General features: G+C 68.6%; 20 protein-coding genes and 2 tRNA genes. 13 read left to right on the plus strand and 9 right to left on the minus strand.

The features are described from left to right. Positions 1–12: 12 nt before the first annotated feature. Positions 13–825, plus strand: a complete 813-nt coding sequence (locus PUR53_RS29595; protein ID WP_329901808.1) for a DUF3566 domain-containing protein — start codon at positions 13–15, stop codon at positions 823–825. Between the two features lie 110 nt (positions 826–935). Beyond that, a tRNA-Ile gene (locus PUR53_RS29600) sits at positions 936–1,009 on the plus strand. 315 nt (positions 1,010–1,324) lie between these two features. Here PUR53_RS29600 and PUR53_RS29605 read toward each other — a convergent pair. Next, positions 1,325–1,693 carry a DUF6344 domain-containing protein gene (locus tag PUR53_RS29605; RefSeq protein WP_329910202.1) on the minus strand — a complete coding sequence of 123 codons (369 nt, stop codon included), beginning with the start codon at positions 1,691–1,693 and terminating at the stop codon, positions 1,325–1,327. Between the two features lie 352 nt (positions 1,694–2,045). Between PUR53_RS29605 and PUR53_RS29610 the strand changes: the two genes are divergently transcribed. Continuing rightward, complete coding sequence (locus PUR53_RS29610) at positions 2,046–2,174, plus strand: DLW-39 family protein (protein ID WP_003999697.1); 129 nt, start codon at positions 2,046–2,048, stop codon at positions 2,172–2,174. 355 nt (positions 2,175–2,529) lie between these two features. Then, complete coding sequence (locus PUR53_RS29615; RefSeq protein ID WP_329910203.1) at positions 2,530–4,014, plus strand: hypothetical protein; 1,485 nt, start codon at positions 2,530–2,532, stop codon at positions 4,012–4,014. Between the two features lie 134 nt (positions 4,015–4,148). Here PUR53_RS29615 and PUR53_RS29620 read toward each other — a convergent pair whose 3' ends face one another. Together PUR53_RS29620 and PUR53_RS29625 are read right to left on the minus strand one after the other, a co-directional pair. Then, positions 4,149–5,969: a serine/threonine-protein kinase gene (locus PUR53_RS29620; protein WP_329901805.1), complete on the minus strand. Its 1,821-nt coding sequence runs from the start codon at positions 5,967–5,969 to the stop codon at positions 4,149–4,151. 282 nt (positions 5,970–6,251) lie between these two features. Then, positions 6,252–6,800, minus strand: coding sequence for a helix-turn-helix domain-containing protein (locus PUR53_RS29625; RefSeq protein WP_033530590.1), 549 nt, complete (start codon positions 6,798–6,800; stop codon positions 6,252–6,254). A gap of 182 nt (positions 6,801–6,982) precedes the next feature. Here PUR53_RS29625 and PUR53_RS29630 point away from each other — a divergent pair. Beyond that, positions 6,983–7,055: transfer RNA gene (locus PUR53_RS29630), tRNA-Ala, on the plus strand. A 479-nt stretch (positions 7,056–7,534) separates the two neighbouring features. Here the strand turns inward: PUR53_RS29630 and PUR53_RS29635 are convergent. Continuing rightward, positions 7,535–8,236 carry a DUF5324 family protein gene (locus tag PUR53_RS29635; protein WP_329910204.1) on the minus strand — a complete coding sequence of 234 codons (702 nt, stop codon included), beginning with the start codon at positions 8,234–8,236 and terminating at the stop codon, positions 7,535–7,537. Between the two features lie 360 nt (positions 8,237–8,596). Here PUR53_RS29635 and PUR53_RS29640 point away from each other — a divergent pair, with 360 nt between their 5' ends. Continuing rightward, complete coding sequence (locus PUR53_RS29640) at positions 8,597–9,130, plus strand: peptidylprolyl isomerase (protein WP_152170211.1); 534 nt, start codon at positions 8,597–8,599, stop codon at positions 9,128–9,130. A 153-nt stretch (positions 9,131–9,283) separates the two neighbouring features. Next, on the plus strand, positions 9,284–10,171 hold the full coding sequence (locus PUR53_RS29645) for a rhomboid family intramembrane serine protease (RefSeq protein WP_329910205.1): 888 nt from the start codon (positions 9,284–9,286) through the stop codon (positions 10,169–10,171). Between the two features lie 303 nt (positions 10,172–10,474). Here the strand turns inward: PUR53_RS29645 and crgA are convergent, their stop codons facing one another. Beyond that, positions 10,475–10,729 carry a cell division protein CrgA gene (crgA, locus tag PUR53_RS29650; RefSeq protein ID WP_045558527.1) on the minus strand — a complete coding sequence of 85 codons (255 nt, stop codon included), beginning with the start codon at positions 10,727–10,729 and terminating at the stop codon, positions 10,475–10,477. A gap of 142 nt (positions 10,730–10,871) precedes the next feature. On the opposite strand from crgA, the gene PUR53_RS29655 reads away from it, so the two are divergent. The 6 genes from PUR53_RS29655 to PUR53_RS29680 are packed head-to-tail and all read left to right on the plus strand — an operon-like array spanning position 10,872 to position 15,266. Next, entirely contained in the window at positions 10,872–11,651 is a 780-nt protein-coding gene (locus PUR53_RS29655; protein WP_329910206.1) for a DUF881 domain-containing protein, read from the plus strand. Positions 11,652–11,668: 17 nt separating this feature from the next. Then, a complete protein-coding gene (locus PUR53_RS29660; protein ID WP_329910288.1) occupies positions 11,669–12,361 on the plus strand; it encodes a class E sortase in 693 nt (230 codons plus the stop codon). Positions 12,362–12,414: 53 nt separating this feature from the next. Next, entirely contained in the window at positions 12,415–12,576 is a 162-nt protein-coding gene (locus PUR53_RS29665; protein ID WP_033530583.1) for a hypothetical protein, read from the plus strand. Continuing rightward, entirely contained in the window at positions 12,573–13,223 is a 651-nt protein-coding gene (locus PUR53_RS29670) for an aminodeoxychorismate/anthranilate synthase component II (RefSeq protein WP_239755865.1), read from the plus strand. The genes PUR53_RS29665 and PUR53_RS29670 overlap by 4 nt, the downstream gene beginning before the upstream one ends. Next, complete coding sequence (locus tag PUR53_RS29675) at positions 13,220–14,500, plus strand: class E sortase (RefSeq protein WP_329901801.1); 1,281 nt, start codon at positions 13,220–13,222, stop codon at positions 14,498–14,500. Before PUR53_RS29670 ends, PUR53_RS29675 begins: the two co-directional genes overlap by 4 nt. A 25-nt stretch (positions 14,501–14,525) precedes the next feature. After that, positions 14,526–15,266: a class E sortase gene (locus PUR53_RS29680; protein ID WP_329901800.1), complete on the plus strand. Its 741-nt coding sequence runs from the start codon at positions 14,526–14,528 to the stop codon at positions 15,264–15,266. 173 nt (positions 15,267–15,439) lie between these two features. On the opposite strand, the gene pknB is transcribed toward PUR53_RS29680, so the two are convergent. From pknB to PUR53_RS29700, 4 genes are all read right to left on the minus strand, one after another. Beyond that, complete coding sequence (pknB, locus tag PUR53_RS29685; RefSeq protein WP_329910207.1) at positions 15,440–17,434, minus strand: Stk1 family PASTA domain-containing Ser/Thr kinase; 1,995 nt, start codon at positions 17,432–17,434, stop codon at positions 15,440–15,442. A 169-nt stretch (positions 17,435–17,603) separates the two neighbouring features. Next, positions 17,604–19,070 (minus strand): peptidoglycan D,D-transpeptidase FtsI family protein, encoded by a 1,467-nt coding sequence (locus tag PUR53_RS29690; protein ID WP_329910208.1) that lies wholly within the window; start codon positions 19,068–19,070, stop codon positions 17,604–17,606. Next, positions 19,067–20,506 carry an FtsW/RodA/SpoVE family cell cycle protein gene (locus PUR53_RS29695; protein ID WP_239755870.1) on the minus strand — a complete coding sequence of 480 codons (1,440 nt, stop codon included), beginning with the start codon at positions 20,504–20,506 and terminating at the stop codon, positions 19,067–19,069. The genes PUR53_RS29690 and PUR53_RS29695 overlap by 4 nt, the downstream gene beginning before the upstream one ends. Positions 20,507–20,533: 27 nt before the next feature. Next, on the minus strand, positions 20,534–22,066 hold the full coding sequence (locus tag PUR53_RS29700) for a Stp1/IreP family PP2C-type Ser/Thr phosphatase (RefSeq protein ID WP_329901796.1): 1,533 nt from the start codon (positions 22,064–22,066) through the stop codon (positions 20,534–20,536). Between the last annotated feature and the right edge of the window lie 75 nt (positions 22,067–22,141).

A 22,141-nucleotide genomic window follows, 5' to 3' on the forward strand; every position in this document is an offset into this window, starting at 1 on the left:
GAGTGAGTCAGCGTGAGCGGAGCCACGGGCGCGGGATCGTCCGGTACTTCGGCCGGCACTTCGACCGGGTCGGAGGCGGACGGCGGCGGCCGTGGCTCCGCCGCGCGTGCGATGGACACGCACACGACCCAACTGAAGGCCATCAAGCCGGACGCGAAGGATGCGGCCGCGCCCGCGTCGGAGAAGCCCGGACCCCAGGGGGCGACCGTGACGGACACCCGTGGTCCGCAGACCCAGAAGCCCGCGTCCGGCAGTCCGGCCGCGGCTCAGGGCGGATCCGGCCGTCAGGCCCCGGCACAGCCCCAGCCGCAGGCCCCGGCACAGGCCGCTGCCTCCGCGCTGCCAGGTGAGCGGCAGTCGCAGCAACAGGCGGGCCCGTACCACCCGCCGCAGGCCTACGCGCCGGCTCCGGAGGCTTCCCGCAAGCCCCGGACGGGGGCGCGCACGACCCCGCGCACGCGCAAGGCGCGGCTTCGGGTGTCCAAGGCCGACCCGTGGTCCGTGATGAAGGTCAGCTTCCTGCTCTCCATCGCCCTCGGTATCTGCACGGTCGTCGCGGCCGCGGTGCTGTGGATGGTCATGAACGCGATGGGTGTGTTCTCGACGGTCGGCGCCACCATCTCCGAGGCGACCGGGTCGAACGAGTCCAACGGATTCGATCTGCAGGCGTTCCTGTCGCTGCCCAACGTGCTGATCTTCACCACGATCATCGCGGTCATCGACGTCGTCCTCGCCACCGCCCTGGCCACCCTCGGCGCCTTCATCTACAACCTCTCCGCGGGCTTCGTGGGCGGCATCGAGCTGACGCTCGCCGAGGACGAGTAAGCGCGGCTCACCGCGTCGCGGTGGCCCCGCGGGTATCGATTTTGGGACTGCCCACGTCGTGCGCTAATCTTCAGGAGTCAGCGCGCGGGACACACACCGCAGAGCGCGGCGGGGCTATAGCTCAGTTGGTTAGAGCGCATCCCTGATAAGGATGAGGCCACAGGTTCAAATCCTGTTAGCCCCACCGGACTGAAGACCCCCAACCGATTGCGGTTGGGGGTCTTTGCTGTCGTCGGGTGGTACGTAGGGGGTCTCACCAACAAGGCGTCGGAGCAGACGTCTTGCTCCCCTTGGCCGGTGGTCCCACACATCCTGTGCGCCGGTGGTCCCCACATTCTGTGGGCCGGTGGTCCCGGTACATCCCGAGGACCGTGCTCGAACGCGCTCCACGCACGGAAAGACCCTCAGCCGCCGCTGGCTGAGGGTCTTCGTCGTTCAGGCTCTTCTACCGGGCGTCGTACGCAAGATCGCCGCTGGGTGGGTGTCTTCCTGCCGGGGATCAGCGCTGGAGAGGTGCGCCTGGATGCTCGGCCTGTGGGAGAGGCGCCTCCGGGGCGGCAACCCGGCCCGTGACGTTCGCGGCGGTGTCCGCGGCCGTGTCCAGGGCCGTGCGGTGGCGGCAGGAGGGGGAGGAGCCGTGGGCCTCGGCGCGGATGCGCTGTTTCATCGTGGGGGGCAGGGCGCGGTCGTGGGGCCGGACCGGAAGGGGCATCGCCGGGGTCGTCGCGAGAGCCGCGCAGGTGCGGGTGGTCTCGGTCTGCGGTACCGCGGCCGAGGCCGTGGTCGTGACGAGTCCGAGCGCCGTGCACAGCGCGAGGAAGGCGGTGACGATGGCGGTCCACAGCTTCATGACCTTGTTCTGGGCCATGGCCCCTCACTTTCGGGTTGGGCGATTTGCGTACTTTCCTCATGATGTGTATGTGGGCTCCGAAATCATGGACCGACGTCCATGGCGCGTCGATCTTCGGATGAACACCACTCGGATGGGTGCAAGGAGGTCTGAGGAGTTGCGGCAGGCCGAGATCCATGGGATCCGCCGAGGTGTGCGAGATGTGATGGACCTGTGTGATGAGCCTGCGATCGGAACAGTGGCGTCCGGTTCTACTGCGGCCTTCCCGGCGGGAGTTGGGGGTGCCGACGCAGGTCACCGATCGGTATCGGTCGGTGTGTATAGTCGGGCGCCAGAGGTCCCCTACGTCAAGGAAAGACGAGGTCGCGCGGTGAAGAAGCTTCTCCTGGTCGCACTGGCCGCCATCGGCGGGCTCCTCGTGTACCGCCAGATCCAGGCGGATCGCGCCGAGCAGGATCTGTGGACGGAGGCGACTGACTCCGTGCCCACGGGTTCGTGAACATCGACATCAGTCTCAGAGCAGACCCCGGCCGCCTGGCGGCCGGGGTTTTGTGTCGCTCGGGGGTACCTCTCCTCCCTTCCGGAACATTCGGCGACAATCCGGCAGGCTTTGATTCGCCTTCGTGAACGATGTGCTTGCAGGAGCAAGGTGTCGGTCCGGGCAGCAGCCGTTTTCAGCCGCCTCTCCCCAGGAACACCCGCATCGGCGCGCACGGCCCGGCAGGATGGGCGCGTTCGGGGCCGTGACCACCTGGTGGGGCCCCGGAATCACGGTCTACGACGAGGGGTGGCGCTTGATGGGGCGGCGCACTGTCTGGTGGCGAGCTGCGGCGGCCGTGGGAGCCGCCCTGTGCGTGACGACGGCGCAGCCCGGGCTCGCCGCGGCGGCCGACGCACCTAGCCCGTACTCCTACGCCGAGGACGCGACGACGGTCGAGGGCGCCGCCGGCAGCACGGGAGCCGTGCGGCTGGCGGCCGGCAAGACCTACCGGAGCTCCATCGGACCGGGCGGCAAGCTGTATTTCCGCCTCGATCTCGGCGCCGCCGCCAACGCGTACGTCTCGGCCACGGCCGTACCTGAGCCGGGAGCGGCGGTCGGCTCCGCGGACGGGGTCAGGGTGTCCCTGCAGGACGCCGACGCACATCGCTGCTCCTACGAGACCGCCCGCTTCGGACCGACCCGCAGCGGGCATCCCGTCACCGCCTGGGCCTCGCGGGAGGTCGGCAGCGACGAGTACATGTGCCAGGGGGCCGGGGTGTACTACGTCGTCGTCGAGCGGGTCGGTTCGGTGACCGGGACCGGGATCGGACCGGGGGCAAGTACGGGCTCGGCTTCGAGCGCGGGTTCCAGCGCGGCTTCGGGCTCGGTGGCGGGATCCCCCTCGAAGGACGCGTCGGAGGAGTGGGGGCTGGAGCTCGGCTTCGTCTCGGAGCCCGCCGTGACGAAGGGCGGCCCGACGACCGCCCCCCAGAGCTGGAACTCCGCATCGCCCGATGCCGTGTCCGGTGACCCCGAGCCCCGCCGGGGCGGGAGCGGCTTCGCCACGGCAAGCCCCCTGGCAGAGGGCGTCTGGCAGGACGAGGCCGGCATCAGAGCAGGGGAGACGCTCTTCTACAAGGTGCCCGTCGGCTGGGGGCAGCAACTCCACGCCACCGCCGAACTGGGCAGCACGACCGAGGGCGACGGCTATGTGGGGAACGCGTTCGTCATGTCGCTCTACAACCCCGTACGCGGCTCCGTGGACGACAGAACAGCCAACTACGGGGGCGACCAACGGTCTGTCGCCCTGGACCCGCTTCCGCCCGTCGCGTACGAGAACCGTTTCTCCCACGACGAGGAAGTGGGCGGGATGCGGTTCGCGGGCTGGTACTACCTGGCGCTGCACCTCGGGGCGCCGGTCGCCGCCCGGTTCGGCGACGAGCCGGTCGGGCTGACGCTGCGGGTGCGGCTGGAGGGCGAGGCAGGGGCCGGGCCGGGGTATCTGGGCGCTTCCGAACCGCGTGGGGTCTTCGAGGTCACCGAGGGGGACCGGCAGGCCGCCGAGGATGGCACCACGGGGGAGACGCTGGAGGGTGGCGCGGGGGGCGGCGGTGACGACGGGGACACGGGGAGCACCAGCGAGGGGGAGGGCTCCGGGAACTCCTCGGGCAGCGGAGACCAGCGCCTGGCCATGACCGTCGTCGCGGCGGGCGGCATCGGCACGGGGAGTCTGCTGGTTCTCGGGCTGCTGGTGTGGACGGTCGTGGCCCGCAGGCGGGCGCCCGCCGCCACCGAGCCCGAAGGGCCGAGGCCGGGCACGGCTGCGCGGGGGCGGCATGGGGTGTCCCGGGGGCGGTAGAACCCACGGGTGTGGGTGGCGCGTCGGTCGGGGGGCGGGGGGTGGCCGAGATGGGGATCTTCTACGGTCGGTGGGTCGGTGGGTCGGTGGGTCGGTGGGTCGGTGGGGGCATCGGGGTCGGCAGGCCCCCGGGATCAGAGTCGGCTCAGTGCCCAGAACCCCACAGCGAAGCAGGCCAGGGCGAGCAGCAGGACCGGGACGACGACCTTGACGGGCGGGCCGGGACGGCGCCGGGGAAGCGCTCTGGACCGACGTGGAACCTGCGAGGGCCGAGCGGTGTATGAACCAGTAGAGGCGTACGCGTGCTGCTGCACCGCCGAGGCCGGGGCCTGAGAGGGGCCCAGCGGCGGGTGCGCCTGGGGGGAGGGCACATGCGCGGGTTCGGGATGTTGCGCCGGGGCTGTTCGGACGGGAGCCGTCCCGGCCGGAGTACTGGTACTGGCCTGCTGCTCGGGCTGTTGTTGTGGGTGGCCAGGACCGGGGGCGTGCTGCTCGACCTGGCGCGACGGCGCGTCGGCGGTGAGCACCTGGGGCGGAGGCAGATGGAAGCTGCCGGTGTCCGACATCGTGGAGGGCCGCAGAGGTGCAGGGGCGCGTTCGGGGCGCGGTGGTACGGCGGAGCTCGGCGGCTCTGGCGACGGCTGACCGGAGTGGGCCGAAGACGTCGAAGACGCGGGGCCGGGATCTCGGGGCCAGTGACCGGTTCCTGGCCCCGTGCCGACGCCTGAACCCGTGCGAGGGTCGGTGTCCGTGGGACCGGCACCGAAGCCGGAACCATTGCCTGCGCGGTTGCCTGAGCCAATGCCTGATGTGTTGCCGGAGCTGGAGGAGTCGGTCTGGGGCGGGGCGGTGGTGGGCATGGGGGGCGGAGATATGGAGCCCGTGGCCGTGTACGGGGGCTGAGGGGCGGCTCCTGGGAGCTGTGCCGGTAGCGCGGGGCCCTTCCCGGGCTGGGACGGTGGGCCCATGGGCGGCGGGCCGTATGTCGGCGGATGGTGAGGCGGTGGTGGTGTCGCGTCCGTGCCGGACGCCGTTCCGGTGCTCGTGCCCGTTGTGTCCAGCCCCGATGCCCTGTGCAGGGGGCCCTCGGGGGTGAACCCCGTGGGAAGCGGGCCGAGTTGGTCGAAGACTTCCACCAGCTCGTCGTCCGGCCCCGGCTCAGGCAGCAGTTCGACGGCGGCGGCAAGGGCCTTGCGGGCGCCTGTGGCGGTGCGGAAGCGGGAGTTGGGGTCCGGCTGGAGCAGCGTGGCGATGACCTGCCACAGCGGCTCGGGGATGCCTCGCGGCGCCTTCGGAGTGCCATGGGCGGCGAAGTGCTCGATGAGGGCCTTGGCGTCGGGCTTGGCGCCCTCCAGGAGGTACAGGGCGACGAGGCCCACCGCGAACAGGTCGGCCGGGAAGTCCGGATCTGCGCCCAGCATCTGTTCGGGAGCGAAGTAACCCGGCGTTCCCACCACGTAGTTGGTCTCGGTCAGGCGGGGCTCGCCGAGACGCATGGCGATGCCGAAGTCGGACAGGCGCAGGCGGGGGCGGGCCGTGCCCGTGGCCTCCAGCAGCACGTTGGCGGGCTTGATGTCGCGGTGGATGACGCCCTCGGCGTGCACGGCGGCGAGGCCGGACAGCAGCTGGTCGAGCAGGTTACAGACGTAGGAGGGCGGAAGGGGACCGTAGTCGTTGACGAGGTTGACCAGTGATCCTCCGGCCACCAGGTCCATGGTGAACAGGACCTTGTCGTCGTCGGCGGCCCAGCTGGCGGGGGCGAGCACATGCGGGTGGTCGATCCGTACGGCCTGCTCGCGGACGAAACGCAGCAGGGCGTGCGCGTCGCGCTGTTGCAGAACCTTGGCGGCCACATAGCGGCGGCGGCGGTGGTCCCAGGTGCGCCAGACCGCGCCGACTCCCCCGCGCCCGATCGGGTCGACCAGTTCGTACCGGCCGGCGAAGACCTCACCCATGGCTGTGCGTCGTTCCCCCTTCGGCTCCCCTCTTGGCTGCCCGTCGGCGGAGGGCACGGCGCTCGCACCGCCCTCCACGGAGCCGGCTCGCACGTGCCCGGCTTCCCTCGGAGCTTGTACCCGCTTCTGTCCCCCTGCCGCTCTGTTGCTGTTCCTGATTCCGGTTCTTGCGCGGAGCCTACGTCCACGACGCCGTGGCTCACGAGGGGCCTACAGACCCCTTGTCCCCTCTTCGGCCTCGGCCCGGTCGCCGAACCCCCTTTCGGGGACCGGGCCTTGGGCTCAGTTCTGGTGGGACTGGTAGTGCGCCACCGCGTCCGAGGTGCGGCCCGCGCCGTACACCCGGAGGAACTCTGCCAGCTCCGGGTGGGTCGGGGCGAGGGTGTCCGCCGCCTCGATGATGTCGCCCGCGGCCGCCACCGAGCGAAGCAGCGACTGGATCTCGCGGACGACCCGCTTCACCGTGGGCGCCCCCGAACTCGTCGTCGACTGCGTGGTGTTGCTGAGCACCGATCCCCCCTGCGACTTCTTGATCTCGTCCATGCGCTCGGTCGCCTCGGCGGCGCTCACGCTGCCGTCCGCGACCTGACCGGCCAGGTCCTGCAGCAACTGCACCCGCTGGACCACAGCCGGGTTGCCGATCTTGGCACGCTGACCGCTCATCAGCTGCGACAGCATCGGTGCGGACAGGCCCAGCACCCCCGCGAGCCGGGCCTGGTTGAGACCCAGGTCCTCGATGAGCCTACGGAAGAGCGCCCCCAACGGCTCTCCGTACCAGTTCCGCTGCAGCTCCCGGGCTCTTGCGGTCGCTTCCTGTTGTGCGGCGTCCATTGCGTCTCCCCATCGCTTCCCCAAATACCGTGGTTCGCTGTAGCGAACCACGACGAGCATCTTACGGAGAGTGGTCGTTCACGGGGACCCCCAATCTTTTTGCGAGATCCCGGGGGTGACCCGGTACTCTGGTCTGCGAAGCCTCCCGGTGGTCCTTCTCTCCGGGCGCATGCTTCCCTTCCGGGGCCTTAGCTCAGTTGGTAGAGCGCTGTCTTTGCATGGCAGATGTCAGGGGTTCGACTCCCCTAGGCTCCACAGCGGACCGGGCCGGATGTCGTACGACATCCGGCCCGGTCTTTTTCCTGCCTCTGGAACCAGGGTCGGCGGTGGTGCCCCGGGAGGGGTTCATCGCGATCGCTATCTGTGCACTCGGCCGAGACAACGCCGCTGGAACGGGGCAATGGATGGTGGCACGTGTCGACGTGCGCATATGCGAAACCAGTGTTCTGGGTCACAAGGATGGGCGGCTGAATGTGTGCGTCACCCTTCGCAACCGGATCAATACATTCCGGCCGGTGGGGCGGCTGGGCCTAGCGAGGCGGTGCTGTTTCACGTGAAACAGCCCTGTGGGGCAGAAGACCCGCAAGTCTTCTGCCCCACAGGGCTGTTGAAAGATGTCCCGCCGAACGCACCCTCGGGCAGGGCCGAGTCGGGAAGGAACGCATCCTCCGCCGCGGACACCCGTGGGAAAAATGCCCTCGGCTGCCGGTGCTCAGTGGGTGCTCAGTCGGTTCTCAGTGGCGGTTGTCCCGGTCGGCGGCCTCGTCCTCAGCCTGCTTGGCCTGGACCTCGGGGTCGAGGACGGACTGACCGCTGCCGTCCACGGAGGTCAGGCGACCGGAGTCGGAGACCTCGGTAGCGGCGGGGGGCTCGACCAGCCAGTCGGGGTTGGCCTGCTTGTCCCACCACTTCCAGGCGGCGAAGGCGCCGCCCGCCAGGACGCCCAGGATGGCCACGCCCTTGGCGGCACGGCCGAGCCTCGCCCGGCGCTGCTGCTTGCGGACCAGCCGCTGGATCTGCTTTGGCGAGACCTGCCCACGCAGTGCGGCCAGCGCCGCGACACTGCGAGCGGTGGCCTCCTCACGGACGGGGCCGGCGGCGGCCACGGCCTGCTCGATACGGGGACGGGAGTAGTCGGCGGCCTGGCGGGCCGCCTTGCGGGTGCGTGCGGCGGCTTCATGGGCCGCGTGGTCGACCTTCGGCGGTACATGCGTGCGAGCCTGCTCCAAGCGCGGGACGACATGGGCGCCGTACTGGACGCGTGCCTGTTCCGCGGCCTGCGACACCTTCGGCGCGAGTCGTACACGTGCCTCCTGCGCGTAGTGCGAGGCCTTGTCCTTGGCCGTGTCGGCGTAGGGCGCCACCACTTCCGCGGCGTGCAGCACGCTGTCCTTCGCCGAGCCGGTCGCGGCGCGCACGCTGTCGATGCGGGTCACGGGATCCTCCTCCTCGGTGGCGTACGTAATTCGACTTTCCACCCTTTTGGGGATCATGCCTCTCGGAGCGCTCCGGGGCATGTGCGGGCGGGCATCCGGGTCATGGTCTCGACCCCGGCCGATCATCGACAGGAGCCGCTCATGAATCCGGTCACGTGCAATAGAGGATGAATGCGGGACAACGGGAACTTGTCCACGACAGGGCCGACAATGCCACGGATCGCCGCGAAGCGCGCCGGTACCGGGGGTACTCGGCCAGTTTTCCGTGCGCCCGCCGTACAAGAGCGTGGGCGTCGGGGGACGGACGGCGTCGTCCGTGCGAGGATCGGGGCAGTCACAAAGGACAACGGAAGGCAGATCGTGGCAGAGCAGCTTTACGCCACCCTGAAGACCAACCATGGCGACATCGAGGTGCGGCTGCTGCCGAACCACGCGCCCAAGACGGTCCGTAACTTCGTCGAGCTCGCCCAGGGCGAGCGTGAGTGGACCAACCCGGCCACCGGCCAGAAGTCCACGGACAAGCTCTACGACGGCACGGTCTTCCACCGGGTGATCAGTGGATTCATGATCCAGGGCGGTGACCCGCTGGGCAACGGCACCGGTGGTCCCGGCTACCAGTTCGCGGACGAGTTCCACCCGGACCTCGGCTTCGACAAGCCCTACCTGCTGGCCATGGCCAACGCCGGCCCGGGGACCAACGGCTCGCAGTTCTTCATCACTGTCTCCCCGACGGCATGGCTGAACCGTAAGCACACCATCTTCGGTGAGGTCGTCGACGCGGCCAGCCAGAAGGTCGTGGACGCCATCGCCGGCGCCCAGACCAACCCGCGCACCGACCGTCCGGTCAACGACGTCGTCATCGAGTCGGTCGTCGTCGAAACCCGCCAGGGCTGAGCCCTCGGGCCCGCCGCCCGGGTCGAGCATCAACGGTTCTCCACCGGGACCGGACCCCGAAAGGTTCACAAGGTCCCGAAGGGAACCAATCGCCCCGCCCATCCGTAAGGATGAGCGGGGCGATGCGTTCCACCCAGGAGACGGAGGGGCCCGATGGATCAGGTGCCGAGCAGCCCGCAGGACGCGCAGAGCCTGCCCACCTGTTACCGGCATCCGGACCGCGAGACGGGTATCCGCTGCACCCGCTGCGAGCGCCCCATCTGCCCCGAGTGCATGGTGAGCGCCTCCGTCGGCTTCCAGTGCCCCGAGTGCGTCCGCGACGGCTCCGGCACGGGCCACGCGCCCTCGGCCTCCGACCCGCGCACTCTCGCGGGGGGCACGGTCGCCGCCGATCCCCGGCTCCTCACCAAGATCCTGATCGGCGCGAATCTGCTGCTCTTCCTGGTGCAGCAAGCCATCGGCGACGCCGTCGCCGAGCGGTTCGCCCTCGTCGGACGGGCCTGGGACTCCGATCTCGGCTCAATCCAAAGCGTCGCCGAAGGCCAGTGGTACCGGCTGGTCACGTCGATGTTCCTGCACGGCGGTGTCATGCACATCGCCTTCAACATGCTCAGCCTGTGGTGGATCGGCGGCCCGCTGGAAGCCGCCCTCGGTCGAGCCCGCTATCTGGCCCTCTACTTCGCCTCGGGCCTCGCTGGCAGTGCGCTCACCTACCTGCTTGCCGCGCCGAACCAACTGACGCTCGGCGCGTCCGGCGCCATCTTCGGCCTTTTCGGCGCGACAGCCGTCCTCATGCGTCGGCTGAAGTACGACATGCGCCCGGTCATCATCCTGCTGGTCATCAACCTGGTCATCACCTTCGGCTGGTCCGGCATCGCCTGGCAGGCCCATGTCGGCGGTCTCGTCGGCGGTGTGCTGATCGGCTATGCGATGGTGCACGCGCCGCGTGAGCGACGGGCGCTGATCCAATACGGCGCGTGTGTCCTGGTCCTGCTGGCCGTGGTCGTCATGACTCTGCTGAGGACCGCGCAGCTGACCTGAGGTGATGCCGGACCGTCACCGGTCGGGCGCTCCGTCGACACCGTTACAGCACTGTTGTCCACAGACCGTGGCGGATCTTGTGCATAGGGTGCGGGAACAGGTGTGCCCCCTGTCGCTCACCTGCGTTTTCGCAGGTCAGGCAGGGGGCGAACATGTTTGCGGGTGCCGGTAGGTCAGTCGTACCGGCGTCAACGCCCAGTGAGTTATCCACAGATCGTCGTTCTTTTTCCCCACTGTGGAAAACGCCTGTGGATAACTCCGTGGATTGCTCTGGGGAGAACTACCTCCACCGAGCGGAGACCACTACTTCCACTGGGTCGAGACGCCGAATCCGGCGGCGATGAAGCCGAAGCCGACCACGATGTTCCAGTTGCCGAGCGAGTCGATCGGCAGCGAGCCGTCCGTCACATAGAAGACGACGATCCAGGCGAGCCCGATGAGGAACATGGCCAGCATGACCGGAGCCACCCAGCCACGGCTGTTCAGCTTGATGTTCGTGGCCTGCTTGGACGGCGGCGGCGTGTAGTCGGCCTTCTTGCGGATACGTGACTTCGGCACGAGGGTCTCTCCTGTCGATGCGCTGCGTGGCCGCGCAGGGAACTGTGGCGGGCTCCGGGGCAGCGTACAAGGGGACACTGAATGCTCCCCCGGGCGTCCGTTAGCGTAGTGCTTCCGCGGCGCCTAAGGAGATAAGGGTACGTTGAGCAATTCAGCCGACTCCCCCGAGGCGGGTTCCGGCACTTCCTTCAGAGGTGGTCTCCGGCCCGTGCGCGTGCTCACCGTCGGGGTCTTCGCCCTCGCCGGGCTGATCTTCTTCACCAGCTTCGACACGGCCAAGGGCACCAATATCCGCACGGACGCCTCCCTGCTGAAGCTCTCCGACCTGATCCAGGAGCGCAGCCACAAGAACGGGCAGCTCGACGAGTCCAACGCGGTGCTCCGGGACGACGTGGAGGCCCTCGCGGAGCGGGACGACGGCAGCACCAAGGCCGAGGACGCCCGGCTCAAGGCGCTGGAGAAGAACGCCGGCACCCAGAAGCTCAAGGGGCAGGCCCTGACGGTCACCCTGAACGACGCCCCGCCGGACGCCACCGCCAAACTCCCCGGCTACCCCGAACCGCAGCCCGACTACCTGGTCATCCACCAGCAGGACCTGCAAGCCGTGGTGAACGCCCTGTGGCTGGGCGGCGCCCAGGGCATCAAGGTCATGGACCAGCGGCTGATCTCCACCAGTGCCGTCCGCTGCGTCGGCAACACATTGATCCTCCAGGGCCGGGTCTACTCACCGCCGTACAAGATCCAGGCCGTGGGTGACCCTGAGAAGCTCCAGAAGGCGCTCACCGCCAGCGAGGCCATCCAGAACTACATGGTGTACGTGAACGTCTACGGGCTGGGCTGGAAAGTCACCGAGGACGGGCCGGTGACTCTTCCCGGCTACTCGGGCACAGTGGATCTGAAGTACGCGAAGCCCGTGGAGTGACGGCAGCCGGGGGGCCCGTGTCGGTGCGCGTGATCGTGAGGACGGCCAGCGAGCTCTGCATCACCGTCGGCACCCTGATCGTGCTCTTCGTGGTCTACGTGCTGTTCTGGACCGGCGTGAAAGCCGACACCGAGATGGACCACCAGGTCGACCTGCTCCGGGACCGGTGGGCGCGGCAGCCGGTCGGGCCGACGTCCGGCCCGGGCCCCTCGGCGGCTCCGGAGCCGCCCGCCCCGTACGAGAGCGGCGAGGCCTTCGCGCTCATGTACATCCCGCGTCTCGGTTTCACGTGGAACAAGCCCGTCCTGGAGGGCACGAAGACGGACACTCTCAAGAAAGGGCTCGGCCACTACGCGAACACCGCGCAGCTGGGACAGAAGGGGAACTTCGCGGTCGCCGGCCACCGCCGCACCTACGGCGATCCCTTCAAAGATTTTTCCAAGCTGCGCCCCGGTGACGAGGTCGTCCTGACCGACGGCGCGGACTGGTTCACGTACGTCATCGACAAGGGGCCCTACCGGACATTGCCCACGGACGTCCAGGTCATCGACCCCGTGCCGGCGAAATCGGGCTACACGCGCGTGGGTCGCTATCTGACGCTGACGACGTGCGACCCGGAGTGGGGACACAGCCATCGGCTCATCGTGTGGGGCCATCTGGATTCCACACAGCCTGTGGAGTCAGGGAAACCGGAGGCACTGCGCCGTTAGTCTGGTGGCGGTACGGCGTGAGTCCGGTGCCGTGGTGTGAAGGAAGGGACGGCATGTACGGCTGGATCTGGCGACATCTGCCGGGTAACGCGTGGCTGAAGGCGCTGATCTCCATCGTGCTGACCCTGGCCGTCGTCTATGTCCTCTTCCAATACGTCTTTCCCTGGGCCGAGCCCCTGCTGCCCTTCAACGATGTGACGGTGAACGACCAGTGAGTGCCGCCCGACCCGCCCGGGTCCTCGTCGTCGACAACTACGACAGCTTCGTCTTCAACCTGGTCCAGTACCTGTACCAGCTGGGCGCCGAGTGTGAGGTGCTGCGCAACGACGAGGTGGCGACCGCCCACGCCCAGGACGGCTTCGACGGAGTGCTCCTGTCCCCCGGGCCGGGCACCCCCGAGGAGGCCGGCGTCTGCGTCGACATGGTCCGCCACTGCGCCGCCACCGGCGTCCCCGTCTTCGGAGTCTGCCTCGGCATGCAGTCCATGCAGGTGGCGTACGGCGGTGTCGTGGACCGCGCGCCCGAACTGTTGCACGGGAAGACCTCGCTGGTGGAACACGAGGGCAAGGGGGTCTTCGCGGGCCTGCCCACCCCCTTCACCGCCACCCGCTACCACTCCCTGGCCGCGGAGCCGGCCACCGTGCCGGCCGAGCTGGAGATCACGGCGCGCACGCACGACGGGATCATCATGGGCCTCCGGCATCGGGAACTGCCGGTCGAGGGCGTGCAGTTCCACCCCGAGTCGGTGCTCACCGAGCACGGCCACCGCATGCTCGCCAACTGGCTGGCCGAGTGCGGTGACCAAGGGGCCGTGGCCAGGTCGACGGGGCTCGCCCCCGTGGTGGGCAGGGCCACGGCGTGACGGCACTGCGCCCCGAGCGCGAGAGTGCCCCCTACGGCGGCGAGGCCGCGTACGGGGGCGCCGAGTCGTTCGAGGCGGAGGCCTTCCAGCCAGGGGCACCGTTCGGTGACACGGCTGATCCTCGCCAGTGGACCGCCCAACCGACCCCGCAGTACGGGCAGGACGACTGGTTCGGGCAGCAGCAGCCGTACGCGGAGCCTCCGTTCGAGCCGTACGAGCCGTACGAGACCTACGAGCCGCGCCCCCAGCCCGCGTCCGAGGGGCTGTACGAGACCTATGACACGGCCGGCCCGGCGGGCACCCGAGGCGGCACCCCGACCGAGACCGCTCTGCAGCACCCTCCGATCGACGAGGAGACCGTGGCGCTCCGGGTGGAGGAGGCACGACGGATAGCCGCCGCGGCCGAGCCGATACCCGCGCCCCCGGCTCCCGGAGGCCGTGCGGCCCGCCGTAAGGCCGCGAGACGGCACGGGAGGCACGGGGGCTCCCCGGGGGCCCACGCGAGCTCCGGAGCCGCTCAGGGGCCCGAGGAGGGCTTAGGAGAGGACGGGCGGCCGTCGCCCCGTTCCAGGGTCGAGGCGCGACGGGCGGCGCGGGCACGCAAGCCCAGCGCGGGAGTGATCGCGAGCCGGGTCATCGGCGAGGTGTTCATCACCACCGGCGTGGTGATGCTGCTCTTCGTCACCTATCAGCTCTGGTGGTCCAACATCCGCGCCCATCAGCAGGCGGGCCGGGAGGCGACGAGCCTCCAGGAGGAGTGGAAGAGCGGCAAGCGCGCTCCGGGCGCCTTCGAACCCGGGCAGGGCTTCGCCATCCTGCACATTCCGAAGCTGGACGTCGTCGTGCCGATCGCCGAGGGCATCAGCAAGTCGAAGGTCCTGGACCGCGGCATGGTCGGCCACTACGACGAGAACAGCATCAAGACGGCGATGCCCGAGGACAAGACGGGTAATTTCGGTATCGCCGGCCACCGCAACACCCATGGTGAACCGTTCCGGTACATCAACCGACTCGCGCCGGGCGACCCGATCGTCGTGGAGACGCAGGACACGTACTACGTCTACGACATGGCCTCGATCCTGCCGGTGACCCCGCCGTCGAACGTCAGCGTGCTCCAACCCGTGCCCCCGGGCTCCGGCTTCACCCAGCCGGGTCGCTACATCACGCTGACCACGTGCACGCCGGAGTTCACGAGCAAGTACCGCATGATCGTGTGGGGCAAGATGGTGGAGGAACGGCCGCGCAGCGAGGGCAAGCCCGACGCGCTCGTCCAGTAGGGGCTCGACCAAGGGCGGAAGAACTGTGGCAGTGACCACTGACGACACCGAAGAGAAGACGGACGCGTCCGAGGCCACGCCGCGGCGCCGCGGCATGAGCCGGATCGCCATGGCGGTCAGTGTCTTCGGTGAACTCCTCATCACGGCGGGCCTGGTGCTCGGTCTGTTCGTCGTCTACTCGCTGTGGTGGACGAACGTCCTCGCCGACCGCGAGGCGGACAAGGAAGCGAACAAGGTCCGCGACACCTGGGCCTCGGACGACGGCCCGGGCGCCCTGGACACCAAGGACGGCATCGGGTTCCTGCACGTCCCCGCCATGAAGAACGGGGAGGTCCTGGTGAAGAAGGGCACCTCCCCCAAGATCCTCAACGGTGGTGTCGCCGGCTACTACACCGATCCGGTCAAGGCGACCCTCCCCAGCTCCGACAAGGACGGCAACTTCACCCTGGCCGCCCACCGCGACGGACACGGCGCGAAGTTCCACAACATCGACAAGCTCGAGAAGGGCGACTCGATCGTCTTCGAGACCCGCGACAACTGGTACGTCTACAAGGTCTACGACACCCTCACCGAGACCTCGAAGTACAACGTCAAGGTCCTCTCGAACATCCCCAAGGAGTCCGGCAGGAAGAAGGCCGGCAAATACATCACCCTCACCACCTGCACGCCCGTCTACACGTCCCGGTACCGGTACATCGTGTGGGGCGAGCTGGAGCGGGTGGAACGGGTGAACGCGGAACGCACACTGCCGAAGGAACTCCGCTAGCTGCGCGGCGGGTTTGCTCCTCGGTAGGCATGTTTCACGTGAAACATCCGGTTTCACGTGAAACATCGAGACGACGAAGGAGCCCCGTCACCCTCCTCAGGGAGGGTGACGGGGCTCCTTCGTCGTACAGGACAGCGGGCTCGAATCAGTCCCTCTGCCGTGGGCGGGTGGCGCTAACCGAAGAAGCCTCCGCCGTCGCCCCCGCCATTGTTGTTGTTGCCGTTGTTGCCGCCGAAACCGACCGACGCGAGCGTGATCGTCGTCTGGGCCGGGTCGGCCTTGTTGCCGCCGTCGGGGTCCTGGTCGGTGACGAGCGCGGTGTCGCTCTGGTCGCTGCCGTTGGCGAACTGGATGTTGGTGAAGCCGGACGCCTGGAGGATCTGCTTGGCCTGGCCCACGGTCCGTCCCACGACGTTCGGGACCTCGGCCTTCTGCTCCTCCTCCTCGGCCGCCTTACCGATCTGGATGGTGACCGTGTCGCCCTTGTTGAGCTCGGAGCCCGCCTCGGGGCTGGTCGCGACGACCTTGCCGACGAGGTTGGGGTCACTGGTCTCGACCTCGGTGCAGGTGCCGACGAGGTTGTTGGCCTCCATCTGGGACTTGGCATCGTCACAGCTCCGGCCGGTGACGGTCGGCACGGTGGCCTTCTCCTCGGCCTTGGCGACCTCCAGGGTGACCGTCGATCCCTTCTCCAACTCCGTGCCCGGATCGGGGTCCTGGCTGAGGACCGTTCCGGGGTCTTCAGAAGACTCCGTCGACTCGGTCTCGACCTGCATGCCCTTGTCTTCGAGCAACTTGGTGGCCGCGTCGATGTCCTTGTCGATGACGTTAGGGATAGCGACCTTCGGAGCACCCGTAGAGATCACCAGGGCGATGGTGTCACCCTTCTTGACTGGGTCGCCCGCGGCCGGGTTCTGCTTGCAGACATTGCCGGTCTTCTCGTCTTCGCACGCGTCCTTGGTGGTCGTCACCTTCAGGTCGACGTTGGTGGCGGCCTGTTTCGCCTCCGCCTCGCTCTGCCCGACGAAGTTGGGTGCCTTGAGGGTGTCGTTGCCGGTGCCGTTGCCCGAGAACATCCATTGGCCGATGAGGACCGCGCCGATCAGCACCAGCACACCCGCGACGACCAGGAGGATCGTCGAGGTGTTGTTCTTCTTCGGCTGCTGGCGGCGACGGCCCTGGCGGTCGTCGTAGCCGTAACCGTCGTCCGGGCCGACGGGGGGGAGCATCGTCGTGGCTCCGGCGTCGGCCCGCAGGGCGGTGGTCGGCTGGTCGTCCGGGTAGCCGCCGTAGCCGACCGAGCCCATGGCCGCCGTCGCCGCGACGGGCTGGCCGTCGAGGCAGGCCTCGATGTCGGCACGCATCTCGTCGGCGGACTGATAGCGGTAGTCCGGGTCCTTGACCAGGGCACGCAGGACGATGGCGTCCATCTCCGGAGTGATCTCCGGGTCGAAGACGCTCGGAGGCTGTGGCTCCTCCCGCACATGCTGGTAGGCGACCGCCACGGGGGAGTCACCCACGAACGGCGGGCGGACCGTCAGCAGCTCGTAGAGCAGACAGCCGGTCGAGTACAGGTCGGACCGGGCGTCCACCTGCTCGCCCTTGGCCTGCTCCGGCGAGAGGTACTGGGCGGTGCCGATGACAGCGGACGTCTGCGTCATCGTCATACCGGAGTCGCCCATGGCGCGGGCGATACCGAAGTCCATGACCTTGACCTGGCCGTTGCGCGTCAGCATGACGTTGGCCGGCTTGATGTCGCGGTGGACGATCTGGTTGCGGTGGGCGTACTCCAGTCCTTGGAGGATGCCGATGGTCATCTCCATCGCCCGCTCCGGCAGCAGCTTGCGGCCGCTGTGGAGAAGCTCACGGAGTGTGGAGCCCTCGACGTACTCCATGACGATGTACGGGATCGAGACCCCGTCGATGTAGTCCTCGCCCGTGTCGTAGACCGCCACGATCGCGGGGTGGTTGAGCGAGGCGGCCGACTGGGCCTCCCGGCGGAACCGGGCCTGGAAGGTGGGGTCGCGCGCGAGGTCCGCTCGCAGCGTCTTCACCGCCACGGTGCGGCCGAGGCGGGTGTCCATCGCGAGGTAGACCTCCGCCATGCCACCACGGCCGAGCACCTGGCCCAGCTCGTACCGGCCGCCGAGGCGACGCGGCTCTTCCATAGCTTCCTACCAGCCCTCTCCGTCGGTCCCGACCGCACCCATGTGTGGTCCGGCGGCTGTGCTCCGGGCATACGGTACCCGGCTCGCCTTCTGTGACCTGGCCAACCGCGTCACCCGATACAGGACCGGTATCGCAACGTGCACCGATGTGAAGGCGACGTGAGCGGCGTCACTTCTTGCTGTTGATCACTGCCTGCATCACGCTCTTCGCGATCGGGGCGGCGAGACCGCCACCAGAGATGTCGCCACGCTCCGCGTCGCTGTCCTCGACGACCACGGCCACGGCGACCGGCGAGCTGCCGTCGCTGAGCTGGGCGTAGGAGATGAACCAGGCGTACGGCTTCTCACTGTTGTTGAGGCCGTGCTGCGCGGTACCGGTCTTGCCGCCGACGGTGACACCGTTGATCTTCGCCTTGCCGCCCGTGCCCTGAGGGTCGTTGACGACGGTCTCCATCATGTCCTGGAGCTTCTGGGCGGTCTCACCCGAGACCGCCTGGGACAGGGTCTCGGGCTCATGCGTCTCGATGATGTCGAGGTTGGAGGCGCGCAGCTGGTCGACCATGTAGGGCTTCATCAGCTCGCCGTCGTTGGCGACGGCGGAGGCGACCATGGCCATCTGCAGCGGGGTGGCCCGGTTGGAGGCCTGACCGATGCCGCCCATGGCGTTCTGCGGATCGTTGTCCTCGGGGTAGACGCTCTCGGCGGCGCGGACCGGGACGTCCATCTCTGCCTCGTTGAAGCCGAACTTCTCGGCCTGCTCGATCATCTTGTCGTTGCCGACGTTGTGCGACATATTCGCGAAGACCGTGTTGCAGGAGACCATCAGCGCGTACCGCAGGCTGGCGTTCTTGCACACGCCGTGCTCGTTGGTGAGGTCGGTCGTCGTGCCGGGCAGCTGGTACGGATCGGGGGTCTTCGTCTTGTCGTCGATGCCCGAGACGATGCCGTTCTCCAGGGCCGCGGCGGCCGTGACCACCTTGAACGTGGAGCCCGGCGGGTAGGTCTCGCGCAGCGCGCGGTTCAGCATCGGCTTGTCGGGGTCCTTCTCCAGCTTGGAGAAGGTCTTGCTGTCCTTGGTGCTGATCCCGGCGAACGTGGACGGGTCGTAGGACGGCGTGGAGGCCAGGGCGAGGATCGCGCCGGTCTTGGGGTCGAGCGCGGCGACGGCGCCCTTCTTGTTGCCGAGGCCCTCGAAGGCCGCCTTCTGCGCGGCGGCGTTGAGGGTGGTGACGACGCTGCCGCCCTCCTTCTTCTTGCCGGTGAGCATGTCCAGCGTGTTCCGGAAGAAGAGCCGGTCGTCGTTCCCGGTGAGGATGCCGTCCTCGAGGCTCTCCAGCTGGGTGGCGCCGATGATCTGGGAGGAGTAGCCGGTGACCGGCGCCCACATCTCGCCGTTCTTCCAGGTGCGCTTGTACTTGTAGTCGAGCCCCTCGGAAGCGACGGACCCGGTGATGGCCTTGCCGTCGACGATGATGTCCCCGCGAGGCGTGGCGTAGCGCTCGATGGCCACGCGACGGTTGTTCTTGTCGGTGGCGAGAGAGTCCGCCTGGACGTACTGGAGCCAGTTGTTGCGGATGAGCAGGGCGAGGACCAGGAGCCCGCAGAAGATCGCGATGCGGCGCAGGGGCTTGTTCATGACGGGCGGACCACCTGGGTCATCTCGGCGTCGGGGTTCGGTGCGGGCGCGGGCGCGGGCCGGCGTGCGGTGTCGCTGATTCTGATCAGGATGCCGATGAGGGCCCAGTTGGCGATGACCGAGGAACCGCCGTAGGCCATGAACGGCATCGTCATACCGGTCAGGGGGATGAGGCCCATCACACCGCCGGCGACGACGAAGACCTGGAGGGCGAACGCGCCGGACAGACCGACGGCGAGCAGCTTGCCGAACGGGTCGCGGGCGGCGAGGGCCGTGCGGATGCCGCGCTCCACGATCAGACCGTAGATCAGCAGGATCGCCATCACGCCGGTCAGTCCCAGTTCCTCACCGAAGGTGGCGAGGATGAAGTCGGAGTTCGCGGCGAAGCGGATGAGTTCGGAGTGGCCCTGGCCCCAGCCGGTGCCTAGGGTGCCGCCGGAGCCGAAGGCCCACAGGGCCTCCATGGACTGCGCGGAGTGGCCGACCACGGTCTTGGAGAGCTCCCACTCGCCCATGGGGTCCAGCCAGGCCTGCACACGCTGCTGCACGTGGATCTCGAACGAGGCCACGCCGACAGCGCCGGCCGCGGACATCAGCAGGCCGAAGACGATCCAGCTGGTCCGCTCGGTCGCGACATACAGCATGATCACGAACATGCCGAAGAACAGCAGCGAGGTACCGAGGTCGGTCTCGAAGACCAGGATGAGGATCGAGATCGCCCAGACGACGATGATCGGGCCGAGGTCGCGGCCGCGCGGCAGGTACAGGCCCATGAAGCGGCGGCTGGCCAGTGCGAGCGCGTCGCGCTTCACCATCAGGTAGCCGGCGAAGAAGATCGCCAGCACGATCTTGGCGAACTCGCCGGGCTGGATGGTGAAGCTGCCGACCTGGATCCAGATCTTGGCGCCGTAGGTGAGTTCTGCGCCGAGGCCCGGCACCAGGGGGAGCAGCAGGAGGACCAGCGCGCCGGCCATGGAGATGTAGGTGTAGCGCTGGAGGGTGCGGTGGTCCTTGAGGAAGATCAGTACGGCGATGAGGAGCGCGATGCCCATCGCTGTGTAGACCAGCTGGTTGGTCGCCTTGCCGCCGGCCTGTCCGATCTGCTGGAGCAGTTTCGACTGGTCCAGTCGCCAGATCGCCACCAGCCCCAGCCCGTTCAGCAGCGTGGCCAGCGGCAGCATCAGCGGGTCGGCGTACGGCGCGAACTTGCGGATGACGAGATGGCCGATGCCGGCCAGCACCCCGAGGCCGATGCCGTAGGCGGCGAGTCCGGCGGGCACCTGGTCGTTCAGGGCGAGCCCCACGTTGGCGTAGGCGAACACCGGGATGACGACCGCGAACGCCAGCAGCGCCAGCTCGGTGTTGCGTCGGCTCGGTGTGCCGATCGCGCCGATCGTGGACGTGTGCTGCGTCGACGTGTTGGTAGTACTGCTCATGGTGTGCGTGGGCCCCTCGCGGCTTGCCTACTGCTCACCGCACCGTGAGACCAGCTCCTGCTCCTCCTCCGAGAGGGTGGGGCCGGCCGACGGTGTGGGTGCGGTCTGGGTCTGGGTCGGGGTCGGGGACGTCGACGACGTCGGGGACGGTGTGGCCTTGGACGTCAGGGAGGTCTTCGTGGTTCCCGTGACTCCGCCCGCCTCGCCCTCGCCCGTCTTGGCGTTGTTGTCCGCCGCCTCGCGGCGCTCGGCGTTCTTCTTGCACGCCGACGCCTGTGTGGACAGCTCCTCGATCTTCTTCCGGGCGTCGCTCAGACCGCCCTCGGCGATCGTGGCCTCGACCAGCTTCTGCTGGTAGGGCGGCAGGTACTTGAGTTCGATCTCGGGGTGGTCCTTCTCGACCTTCGAGAGCGAGATCCAGGCCAGGTCCTGGCTGATGCCGCGGTACAGCGCCACGTGGTCGTCCTTGGAACCGACGTAGTACTGCGTCTGCGTCCAGCGGTAGCCGCCGTACAGGCCCCCGCCGACCACGGCGAGGGCGAGGATGCCGAAGAAGGATCTCTTCAGCCACCTGCGCTTCTTGCGCGGCTTGACGAAGTCGTCGTCGGAGTAGTCGCCGAAGCTTCCCGCCGCGGGCATGTACCCGGTGGTGTCGCCGGAGCCCGGCGGACCGAACTCACCGCCGCCGCCCTGTCCGTGCCCCTGACGGCCGAGACCGGAGGCCCGGCCGGCCGGGGTCTGCATGATGCCGTTGTCCTGGAGGTGCAGCTGGTTCTCGGCGACCGCGCCGACCACGACCGGGGTGTCGGAGAGCTGCCCGGCGAGGGTGTCTCCGGTGTCGAGGTCGAGGACGTCGGCGACGATGACCGTGATGTTGTCCGGGCCGCCACCGCGCAGCGCGAGCTGGATCAGCTCCTGCACGGTCTCCTGCGGGCCCTGGTAGCTGGCGAGGGTTTCCTCCATCGTCTGGTGGGACACCACGCCCGACAGACCGTCGGAGCAGATCAGGTACCGGTCGCCGGCGCGGACCTCGCGGATGGAGAGGTCGGGCTCCACGTGGTCGCCGCTGCCCAGCGCGCGCATCAGCAGGGAGCGCTGCGGGTGGGTGGTGGCCTCCTCCTCCGTGATGCGGCCCTCGTCGACCAGACGCTGCACCCAGGTGTGGTCCTGGGTGATCTGGGTGAGGACGCCGTCCCTGAGGAGGTAGGCGCGGGAGTCGCCGACGTGGACGAGGCCGAGTCGCTGGCCGGTCCACAGCAGGGCGGTGAGCGTGGTGCCCATGCCCTCCAGCTGCGGGTCCTCGTCGACCATCGAGCGCAGCTGGTCGTTGGCGCGCTGCACGGCGGTGCCGAGGGAGGTGAGGATGTCGGAGCCGGGGATGTCGTCGTCGAGCGTGACGAGGGTGGAGATCACCTCGGAGGAGGCGACCTCACCGGCCGCCTGACCGCCCATGCCGTCGGCGATCGCGAGCAGCCGCGGACCGGCGTAGCCCGAGTCCTCGTTGCCCTCGCGGATCATGCCTTTGTGCGATCCGGCGGCGAAGCGCAGTGACAGACTCATGCGCACCTCGCCCGTCGGCTCCGGGTACATCCGCACGGTGCCCACCCTCCGGTCGGGAGCGCGCCGGGAGCCCTG

It is taken from the genome of Streptomyces sp. SP18BB07 (assembly GCF_036322545.1).
Classification (GTDB): domain Bacteria; phylum Actinomycetota; class Actinomycetes; order Streptomycetales; family Streptomycetaceae; genus Streptomyces; species Streptomyces deccanensis.